Here is an 8,477-nt window from a genome sequence, read left to right as displayed (position 1 = left end):
GGGAGAGGAACGGACAGCCGGTGGTGTTCGAGGAGTGGGTCAGGGAGCTGATGGCCAAGACCAAGGTTGCCGTGGTCGGGTTTGGAAGCTGCTCTACGTACGGTGGAATTCCGGCTGGAAAAGACGGCGTTGGTTCGAAGTACGACAACGGAAGCGTTACAGGAGCTGTCGGACTTTACGACTTCGTAAAAATGTACGGCATGCCCTCGGCCAAGCTCTACCTTCTCCCGGGATGCCCCGGGCATCCGGACTGGCTGATGATAACGCTCGCGAGCCTGCTTCTCGGAGTAACGCCTGAGGTTGACGAGTACTACAGACCAAAGGCGATGTTCTCCAGGATCATCCACGACCACTGTCCGAGAAGGGGATACTACGGAAAGGGGCAGTTCGCCTACTCGCTGGACGAGACGGACTCGAAGTACGGGAAGTGCCTTTACAAGGTGGGCTGCAAGGCTCCATTCACGTACGCGGCCTGTGCCGAGACGAGGTGGAACGGTGGAATCAACGTCTGCATGAACGCCGGTGCACCCTGCATAGGCTGCATGGATCCTGGCTTTCCGGACAATATGTCGCCGTTCTACGAGGCTAAGGAGAGTACCGAGATCATGTTCGGTCTCAACCCGACCACTCTCGGCCAGATTGCTGTTGGTGCAGCCGTTCTCGGAGTTGGTGCACACGCAATCAGGAGGGGTACGAAGCATCCGGAAATCAAGGACGATGAAATCGAAAAGAAGGATTGAGGAGGTGATCTGAGTGGAAATTACGATTGATCCGGTTACGAGACTTGAGGGACATCATGGTGTTAAGATTAACGTTGATGGTGGCGTTGTTACCGATGCGAAGGCCCTCGCCCTGATGTTCAGGGGATTTGAGAGGCTCCTCGTTGGAAGGGACATAAGGGATGCCCCCATAATAACCCAGAGAATATGCGGCGTCTGCCACAACGACCACAGGCTTGCCAGCCTCATGGCGATAGAGAACGCTGCCGGAATAGCTGATGAGTGGAACGTGGGAATTCCACCTGCTGCAACTGCCTACAGGAATCTCGTCGCCGCACTGCAGTACGTGTACGACCACCCGGTTTGGGTGTACGTCCTCGCAGGTCCGGACTTCAGCGACTCTCCACACGGTACGGGGCTGACAAGGCTCAACCCCATACTGGGCAAGGGTGTCAAGGAGGCGGTCTGGGCTCAGAGAGAGCTTCACAAGGCGATGGCACTCATCGGCGGTAAGGTACCGCACATGATGACCCCCGCCCCCGGAGGAATGACTCTCGAGATTGATGAGAAAATCATCGCTCAGCTCGTCGGGATTATCGCCGACGTCAAGAAGTGGGCGGTTGGAGTCGGCATCGGTCAGCCCGCAGCGACAAACGCTGAGTACGTTCTTGACGAGGTTCTGAGGCAGCTTGAAGACATCAAGGCCGGAAAGAGAAAGGAGTTCGAGCCGAAGGAGGGCATGGGCAACGCACTTTTCGACATGGTCGCAATGATTGCAGTCGCACACGACATGGGACTCAACGAGCAGGGCGTCTGGGAGGACTCGAAGATGCTCTCCTACGGATTCCTGCCGGACCCTGAGACTGGAGAGCTCTACTTCCCACCGGGATTCTACAACGGCAGCGAGCTCGAGAACCTGGACTACAGGAGAATATCAGAGGACACAACCTACGCGTGGTACAAGGACGAGACCCAGACAGGATATGTGGGCGCTGACCTCCCGCCGGAGCCGTACTACGGCAAGCCCAACGCGTACACCTGGGGCAAGGCGCCAAGGTACGATGGCTGGCCAGCCGAGGTCGGCCCGCTTCCGAGGCTCGTGGCCATGTACCTCAAGAAGAGCAAGGAGCTCGGCGACCCGCTTGGCCTCAGGAAGACATTCTGCGGGAGCCCAACAGTCTCGACAGCCCTGAGCAGGATGATAGCGAGAATTCAGGAGGAGCTCATAATGATCGACTACCTCGAGAGCCTGCTGCTGCAGCTGAAAGAGTACGCAGGGAAGAAGACCGCGATAGAGTTCCCCAAGAACGTTACAGGAGAGGGCGTCGGACTGAGGGAGGCCCCAAGAGGAGCTCTCGGCCACTGGGTTGTTGCAGAGAACGGCAAGATAAAGAGGTACCAGGCAGTCGTTCCAACAACCTGGAACGTCTCGCCAATGGACAGCAAGGGTCAGCACGGTCCGCTCGAGAGCGCGCTCATAGGCACACCCGTCAGCGATCCGGGCAACCCGTGGGAGGTCATCAGGGTGATCCACAGCTTCGACCTCTGTCTCGCGTGCACGGTCCACGTCTTCACCAGGGAGGGCAAGAAAACGAGCATAACTCTCGACGCCTGTTCCATCTAAATTTTTTGAGATGAGGTGATAACCGTGGGCAAGATATTCAGGTACGATGCGGTGACGAGGGCCTCGCACTGGATCCACACATTTGCAATGATCCTGCTCATAGTCACGGGTCTGCAGATATTCCTGGGACTCGGATTCATGGACTCGTTCACCGTTCCATTCCACGTGTTCCTCGGGTGGATTCTCCTCGCGGCGCTCGTCATGGAGGTTCTCAACTGGGCCCTTCATCCGAGGGAGGTTCTGCTGTCAATTCCGACTCCAAAGGACATAAAGAGGTGGATAACGATTGCCCTCAACTTCATGGGCCTGACGGACAAGTACCCCGCATACCACGTCTACAGCAGGAAAAAGGGAGAGTACATAAGCAAGTGGCACCCGGTGCTGAAGTTCATGATCTGGGGAGACCTGTTCTTCGTTCTGGTCATCGCTTTCACGGGCTTCGCCATGTACTACCCTGCGGGACATCCGCTCGCCTTCCTGCTGAACTACCTGGACATGGGGACCATAAGACTGCTCCACTTCATAGCTTTCATATACTTCGTTCTCGTCCTCATTCCACACGGATACTTGGCTCTCCAGCCGGTGAACAGAGGAGTGCTCAGGTCGATGATAACGGGATGGGACGAGGGAGAGGACACCGTAATTGTTGAATAACACAACACCTATTTTTTAATGACATGGTAGTCGTAATTGGAGTCGGCAACCTGATTCTCGGAGACGACGGCTTCGGAATACACGTGATCGAGAAGATGAGAAAAATGGACGAGTTCAGGCAGGTCAGAATCGTGGATGCCATGACAAACTCGGCAATTCTGCTCGACGCGATGGAGGGTGAGGACAAGGCCATAATCGTGGACGCGATTGACATAGGCCAGGAGGGCGTGGGAATCTTCAGGTTCAACCCGAACGTCGAGGACTTCCCATCAGACGTGATGCTCAGCATGCACGATTTGCATTTCAAGGACGTCATTGCCATGGCGAGGGGAGTTTACAGGCTCCCCGAGGAGATCGTGATTGTGGGAGTCAGGCCGAGGAGAGTCGAGCTCAGCCTGGAGCTGAGCGAGGAGTGTGCGGAGCACATTGACACAGTGATCGACGTGATCAGGAAAGAGCTCGGCCTATGATGTAGTCGATGTCGAGCCTCTTTTCAACGATCTCCGAGAAACTCTCAACGGGGTCGCCCATTCCCGTGTACCTCATCCCGGTAAACCGGTAGAACTCCCTCGCCACGTTTTCATTGAACAGGAGCCCGTGGAGGTATGTGCCCCACACCAGACCGTCCTCACTTCTTCCACCGTCATCCTCGAAGACTGGGTGTTTCGCATCTGTCGTGCCCATGTGTATCTCGTAACCGCTAACATGCTCCCCGTAAATGCGATCTATCACGGCGACCCTCTCAGTAATTCTCTTTCTCACCTGACGCGTCACCTTCCTGTATTCCCTGAACTCGGTAACTGCGTCAATCAGTCCTATCCCCTTAACCCTCACATTGCCGGCCTCAACTCCCCGGTCTATGATCTCCCTCCCGAGCATCTGAAATCCACCACACACGCCGATGACCGGCTTATCTCTGGCGAATTTCCTGATCCTCTCGTCCATACCCCATCTCCTGAGCTCTCTGAGATCACTAACAGTTTCCTTCGTTCCAGGGAGTATGATGACGGAGTAGTCGCTTATCTCATCCTTGAGATCGACAAAGCTCACCAGCTCCTTGACCGGCTCGAAGTCCGTGAAGTTGGATATTCTCGGCAACCTGATGACACCGATGACGCCGCCGTCATCCCAGTCCTCCATGCTGAGCGAGTCCTCGGATGGTAAATCACCACCAACGTGCGGAATGACACCGACAACCCTGACACCGGTGATATTCTGAATCTGCTCTATTCCCGGATGCAGGAGGGGTTCGTACCCCCTGAACTTGTTTATGATGAATCCCGAAACCAGCTCCCTGACGTCACGTGGAAGGAGGCTGTAGGTCCCGTAGAGAGATGCGAAGCTTCCGCCCCGGTCTATATCAGTCACTATGTAGATGTCCGGCCTCGCAATTCTCGCAATTCCGATGTTGGCGATGTCCCTGTCGTAGAGGTTTATCTCAGCCATCCCTCCCGCACCTTCAATTATTACGAAGTCGTTCTCCTCAAGCAGACCGCGAAACGCCTCCTCCACAACCCTCATGAGCTCTGGCACTTCCCTGTAGTACTCAAGGGTGTTCACGTCCTTGACAGGCCTTCCCATCACCACCAGCTGGGACCTGAGATTCCCCTTTGGCTTCAGAAGCACTGGATTCATTCTGACGTCAGGAGGTTTCCCGCAAGCGAGCGCCTGAAATGCCTGAGCGTACGCGATTTCGTGCCCGTCTCCGGTTATGTAGGAGTTAAGACTCATGTTCTGGGCCTTGAAAGGTGCTACCTCGTACCCCATTCTCGAGAGGATCCTGCAGAGCGCCGCAACTAACACCGACTTTCCAGCGCTGCTCGTTGTGCCAGCTATCATGATCGAGGGCATCGAAATTGGGAATAGCTGCAAACATAAAAAACTTCAGGTATTTTGTGGTCAGATCAAATACACTTAACATTTCTGGAGGTCACAGCTTGGAGATTAGCGACTTCATTTCTCTTGCAAGTGTGGTGACCCCGTAGAGCAGAATCACGTATATCAGTATCGCGAAAAGCAGGTAAGATCTAAAGCTGTACACTCTCGCAAAAAGAAGTGCGGTCAGGGCGAATGACGTCAGGACTATCGAGAGGTAGAAGTGGTATATTTCGAGTGGAACTATGAAGAACTACTTGAACCTGTAGTACCTCCCCAGCAGATACGTGAAGTATATCACGATCACTGACGACAACGTGGAAAGCACCGCAAGGAGCGGGTAGGAGATGTGGGGGAGGTGGTACGAGAAGAGCCACAGCACTCCGAAGTACATCACAATGTCGAAGTACTCCTTGGTAATCCTGAACCTTACCCCGTTGTCCATCGCGAGAGTCTTCAGAACCACGAGGTCGGCAGCGATGAGAAATATCCAGAAGAGAATTGAGGATAGCTCCATCATCAGCTCCCCAAACGCATTGTAGGTTAGAAAGTAGTAAACTCCAGAAATCCAGGTGAACACGAGAAATGCGCTGAGGGCGATCGACAGGACGTGTGCCCTGTAAACACTGGAGTTCAGAACTCCCCGCGACTCATCCGAGAGTACGTATCCGAGGGTAACAAGCGAGACGAGACCAAGCGAGACTCCCTGGGCAATGTAGACGAGATCACTCATCCCATTCCTTAGCAGTTGCGCGAAAAATAAATAGTTTTTGATTACCTCAGCTCTTCAACACGCTTCCCCCTCTCGGACGGAATTACTCTGATACCTGCTCCTTCAAAATTCAGCTCGAAGACCTTTCCCTCAAGCACTCTGTCGAGAAATACCGCAAGGGCTGCAACCTCGCTGTGGGGCTGGTTTCCAATGGAAATGTTGTAGTCGGAGAGCTCGTAGACCTCTGGAGGGACTTTCTCTGCCCCGACCACGACGAGCAGACTTTCGGAGCTCTTTATCTCTTCCACTCTTTCGGTGAGGGGTATTCCGTACATCGTCAGGTGAACGACCAGACCGTCAAAGTCCCTAACAAGCTTCTTCCATGACTCAACGTGCTCTATGAAAAAGTCGCCTCCCCACCTCGCCACAACATCCCTCACGCTCTCGAACAGTTTTTCGTCCATCACGTCAAAGTAAATGCCTCTCGCCCCGAAAGCTCTCGCAGTAAGTGCCACATGCGTGGATATCCGCTTATCCCTCTCCGGCCTGTGTCCGAGCCTCAGAACGTAAACCTCCACGAGATGCACTTCAGCTTCGGGGATGATAAATGTTTACCTCAGCCTTGCCGGGAATCCGAGCCCCCTGAACTGTCTTCCCTCAAATTCGAACTCCTCGAGCATCCATGACTTTTCAGCCACGTCCCTGAGACTCTCAACTATCCCGTACGGTATCCTTTCACCAAACGCCACCTCGATCTCCTCCCTGCTCATACCCGCCAGCTTCTCTGCTATCGCACCTCTGATCTCATCGCTCCTCTCCAGCCGCTCACCGAAGTCCATCCCATCAAATTCGAGTCCGAGAGCCCTGCACATATCATCCCAGAACTTCGGTTCGTCCAGTATTCCGAGGGAAACGTAACAGTCCCTCGCCCTGTAAATTCCGTATCCGGGATTATCGCTGAAGTCCCGCATGTACTCTCCGGAGTTGAGGATTGCTGACGTGTGGAGGGGCACGGATGCGAGGGCAGAGTCGAACATGCTGAGGTCTATGTACGCGCCCTTCCCGGTTCTGAGCTTTCTGATGTACGCTGAGAGAATGGATATCGCGGCGAAAACCGCAGAAGAGAAGTCGGACAGCTGAACGTTCGGGTCTGACGGCTCTCCACCCACCACACCCGCAACCTCGCAAATCCCGGTCATCGCGAGAACGTTTATGTCGTGGACAGGACGTGAAAGCCTGGAGCTCTGTCCAAAACCGGATATGGAGCAGTAAATTATCCCCTCGTTTATATCCGAGACACTTTCGTAGTCCACACCCAGCCTTCTGGCAACTCCCGGTCTGAATCCCTCCACAACCACATCTGCTTTCTCGACGATCCGGTAAAACTCCCGTCTGTCCTCATCGTTCTTGAGGTTCAGCTTCACCAGCTTCTTACCCATGTTCAGGCAGGCGAATACATCCGGCCTGTACCTCATCGGATCTCCTGCCGGTGGCTCCACCTTGATCACGTCCGCCCCGAGGTCGTTCAGTATTCTGCAGCAGTACGGGCCAGGATAGTAGTACGCGAGTTCGACAACGACCATTCCCTCAAGCATGCAGGAGTCTCTGATTTTCGAGTATAAAAACCTCATGATTTTTTCTGTCAAATGGAGATCCGTAATGAAAAATTCTGCCCGAAAACAGAAAAGGTTATTAAGTTACCGAATGCGTTAATTTTCAGGTGATTGTCATGACAAAAACGGTTATCGTCAGCGGAGTTAGAACGCCCATAGGTAGGTTTGGTGGAGGTTTAAAGGACGTGTCGGCTGTCGAGCTCGGCAGCATCGTGATAAGAGAGGCTATCAGCAGGGCCGGAATCAAGCCGGAAGACGTTGACGAGGTGATAATGGGGCACGTCGTCACAGCAGGATGCGGCCAGAACACCGCAAGGCATGCAGCACTTAAAGCTGGCTTACCCAACACGGTTCCCGCTTACCAGATCAACAAGGTCTGCACCTCGGGGCTCAAGGCCATAGCTCTCGCACACCTGATGATCCAGATGGGCGAAGCTGACATCGTCGTCGCAGGTGGCATGGAGAGCATGAGCAACGCCCCCTACGCTCTGCTCAAAGCGAGGTGGGGCTACAGGATGTTCAACGACCAGCTTGTTGATCTGATGGTCCACGACGGCCTGTGGGACCCGATATACGACCAGCACATGGCGGAGAACACTGAAGATGTGGCAGATGAGTTCGGCGTTACGAGGGATGAGATGGACGAGTGGAGTTACTACAGTCACATTAAGGCGATAAAGGCGATAGACGAGGGCAAGTTTGCCGAGGAAATCATTCCCGTTACCGTTAAGGAGAAGAAGGGAGAGAGAGTGGTTGACACTGACGAAAATCCAAGGAGAGACACGAGCCTCGAGAAGATAAAGAGTCTCAAGCCGGTTTTCCGACCAGATGGAAAAATAACCGCAGCCAACGCGCCAAACACCAGCGACGGTGCTGCTGCTGTGGTGGTGATGAGCGAGGAGAAGGCAAAGGAGCTCGGAGTTGAGCCGAAGCTCGAAATCCTGGCTCACGGACAGGCATCGAGGGATCCAAAGTACATAGCGACAGTTCCCGCATATGCCGCTGAGATTGCCCTGAAGAAGGCAGGAGTCAGCAAGGAAGACATTGACCTGTGGGAAATAAACGAGGCTTTCGCCGCTGTTACGCTCATCTCGGCCAAGTACCTTATGGAGCTCGATCTCGATAGGGTGAACGTCAATGGAGGTGCTGTGGCTCTCGGCCATCCGATTGGTGCGACTGGAGCGAGGCTTGTTGTAACACTCATGCACGAGATGCTGAGAAGGAGCAGCGAGTACGGTGTGGTGACGCTGTGCGCGGGAATGGCTCAGGGTGACGCTATA

The 8,477-nt window shown here is 54.2% G+C and carries 9 protein-coding genes; 5 read left to right on the top strand and 4 right to left on the bottom strand.

Going from position 1 to position 8,477, the window contains the following annotated elements; genetic code table 11:
* From ACXJJC_RS03170 to ACXJJC_RS03155, 4 genes are all read left to right on the top strand, one after another.
* A partial coding sequence (locus tag ACXJJC_RS03170) for an NADH-quinone oxidoreductase subunit B family protein (protein ID WP_456369379.1) occupies positions 1–740 on the top strand: 740 nt, incomplete at its 5' end.
* Between the two features lie 13 nt (positions 741–753).
* Entirely contained in the window at positions 754–2,343 is a 1,590-nt protein-coding gene (locus ACXJJC_RS03165) for a nickel-dependent hydrogenase large subunit (protein ID WP_456369378.1), read from the top strand.
* A 24-nt stretch (positions 2,344–2,367) separates the two neighbouring features.
* Positions 2,368–2,997: a cytochrome b/b6 domain-containing protein gene (locus ACXJJC_RS03160; protein WP_456369377.1), complete on the top strand. Its 630-nt coding sequence runs from the start codon at positions 2,368–2,370 to the stop codon at positions 2,995–2,997.
* Positions 2,998–3,020: 23 nt separating this feature from the next.
* A complete protein-coding gene (locus ACXJJC_RS03155; RefSeq protein ID WP_456369376.1) occupies positions 3,021–3,467 on the top strand; it encodes a hydrogenase maturation protease in 447 nt (148 codons plus the stop codon).
* On the opposite strand, the gene cobQ is transcribed toward ACXJJC_RS03155, so the two are convergent.
* The 4 genes from cobQ to ACXJJC_RS03135 all read right to left on the bottom strand — a co-directional run bounded on the left by cobQ (position 3,445) and on the right by ACXJJC_RS03135 (position 7,179).
* Positions 3,445–4,848 (bottom strand): cobyric acid synthase CobQ, encoded by a 1,404-nt coding sequence (cobQ, locus tag ACXJJC_RS03150; RefSeq protein ID WP_456369375.1) that lies wholly within the window; start codon positions 4,846–4,848, stop codon positions 3,445–3,447. The two genes, ACXJJC_RS03155 and cobQ, sit on opposite strands and share 23 nt — an antisense overlap.
* Positions 4,849–5,125: 277 nt before the next feature.
* A complete protein-coding gene (locus tag ACXJJC_RS03145; RefSeq protein WP_456369374.1) occupies positions 5,126–5,605 on the bottom strand; it encodes a hypothetical protein in 480 nt (159 codons plus the stop codon).
* A gap of 41 nt (positions 5,606–5,646) precedes the next feature.
* On the bottom strand, positions 5,647–6,162 hold the full coding sequence (locus ACXJJC_RS03140) for a tRNA (cytidine(56)-2'-O)-methyltransferase (protein WP_456369373.1): 516 nt from the start codon (positions 6,160–6,162) through the stop codon (positions 5,647–5,649).
* A gap of 33 nt (positions 6,163–6,195) precedes the next feature.
* The gene (locus ACXJJC_RS03135; protein ID WP_456369372.1) at positions 6,196–7,179 is read right to left on the bottom strand and encodes a CaiB/BaiF CoA transferase family protein; all 984 of its coding nucleotides are present in this window, start codon (positions 7,177–7,179) and stop codon (positions 6,196–6,198) included.
* Positions 7,180–7,313: 134 nt separating this feature from the next.
* Between ACXJJC_RS03135 and ACXJJC_RS03130 the strand changes: the two genes are divergently transcribed.
* On the top strand, positions 7,314–8,477 hold a 1,164-nt coding region (locus ACXJJC_RS03130; protein WP_456369371.1), incomplete at its 3' end, for a thiolase family protein.

Source organism: Geoglobus sp., assembly GCF_054018175.1.
This window is presented reverse-complemented; position numbering and strand designations above follow the sequence as displayed.

Bases quoted from the DNA above. Each gene is read 5' to 3' on its own strand.
- cobQ (WP_456369375.1), bottom strand. From the start codon at position 4,848: ATGCCCTCGATCATGATAGCTGGCACAACGAGCAGCGCTGGAAAGTCG.
- ACXJJC_RS03135 (WP_456369372.1), bottom strand. From the start codon at position 7,179: ATGCTTGAGGGAATGGTCGTTGTCGAACTCGCGTACTACTATCCTGGC.
- ACXJJC_RS03145 (WP_456369374.1), bottom strand. From the start codon at position 5,605: ATGAGTGATCTCGTCTACATTGCCCAGGGAGTCTCGCTTGGTCTCGTC.
- ACXJJC_RS03155 (WP_456369376.1), top strand. From the start codon at position 3,021: ATGGTAGTCGTAATTGGAGTCGGCAACCTGATTCTCGGAGACGACGGC.